Annotated in this window: 1 protein-coding gene and 1 pseudogene; one reads left to right on the plus strand and one right to left on the minus strand. The window is 22.1% G+C overall.

The window, feature by feature from the left end; all coding sequences use genetic code 11:
• Positions 1-359, minus strand: a pseudogene (locus ACTG3S_RS07175) (ribonuclease R); the annotation flags it as partial.
• Positions 360-871: 512 nt separating this feature from the next.
• On the opposite strand from ACTG3S_RS07175, the gene ACTG3S_RS07180 reads away from it, so the two are divergent.
• A complete protein-coding gene (locus ACTG3S_RS07180) occupies positions 872-1,045 on the plus strand; it encodes a hypothetical protein (RefSeq protein ID WP_439128676.1) in 174 nt (57 codons plus the stop codon).
• Positions 1,046-1,220 lie beyond the last annotated feature (175 nt).

Genomic DNA, 1,220 nt, shown 5'->3' on the forward strand with positions numbered 1-1,220 from the left:
CCATGCAAACCTTTTCCTAAATTTACGTTCGGTATAAAAATATCTTCTTCATAATCATCTGTTATAAAATACCCATTCCCATTAGAAGTAATGTCTAAGGTACCTAAAGAATATTTTCGGTCTTCGTTTATTTGAAACTTGCCTCTATCTACTTCTTTTATTTTTTTTGTTGCAGTTAATTCTGCTAATTTTTTTAAAATTTGCGTTTTACCATCAGTATCAGAAATACCTAGTTTACCAGCAATTTGTTTGTAATTGTAAAACTTACTACTATCTTCATTTAAAATTCTAAAGATATTTCTAGTTAAATCCTTTATGATTTTACCTTTCTTTTTATATATTTTTTTCTTTTTTGGCATATAATGCGATGTATTTTTTAAGTGATACCAAAATACAATTAATAGTTTTGAATCTTATTAATTAACTGTTATGATTCTGTGTGTATTTTGATATGTGTTATGATTAATGAATTTATGATTACTTAAGGAAGTATAAATTATAAAACTAAGTAATAATTTTTTCTAAAATACAATTGTAATAAAATGTTATTATAATTGTGTTTAGATATTTCGACAATTGAGAAGGATATTTAAATTACATTTCGAAATATAGATGCAAACATAGGTAAAAACTTTGTATCTAACTATTTTAGTTTTTAATTTATTGATTATTAATATTTTATAAATTTAAATATCGAATTATTTAAAAATAATTTCTAGATCTAGATTTAAAATCGGGATTAATCCAACTTATTAATTCTACACATCGCTTCATTATTTAAAATTAAATTTTCTTAAAGTTAAAAAAATCTTAATTTTTTTGTAACGTTTCTGTTTTTACTACGTCTTTATAATAGAAGTCGTTACTATTTATGAAAAATTTACACAAAATTATAGCTTTATTTGCGTTTATCTTTGTTGCAGGTATTTTTGTAACTGTTATAACGGTAAACACTTCTTTAAATAAAGTAGATACTCCACAAAAAACGGTAGAAGTCCAAAAAGACACTACGTATCTATTAAAAGCTGAGAAAAAAACGGTATAGTTTCTTTTCAACTTTAAATCTTCACTTTCAGAAAATTATTATCCTTTTAATAAATCTACTTTTTTTAATATCTAACACTTATAAACATTTTATATTATAATCATTTTTCTTTTAGAAATTTTTTAAAAAACTATGATGTTTATAATAGTATGTGAATAGGTGCTATAAATTTTTA

This window comes from Polaribacter sp. (assembly GCF_965656025.1).
In the GTDB taxonomy this organism is placed as follows: Bacteria; Bacteroidota; Bacteroidia; order Flavobacteriales; family Flavobacteriaceae; genus Polaribacter.

Coding starts and splice junctions, on each gene's coding strand:
- ACTG3S_RS07180 (WP_439128676.1), top strand. CDS start 872: ATGAAAAATTTACACAAAATTATAGCTTTATTTGCGTTTATCTTTGTT.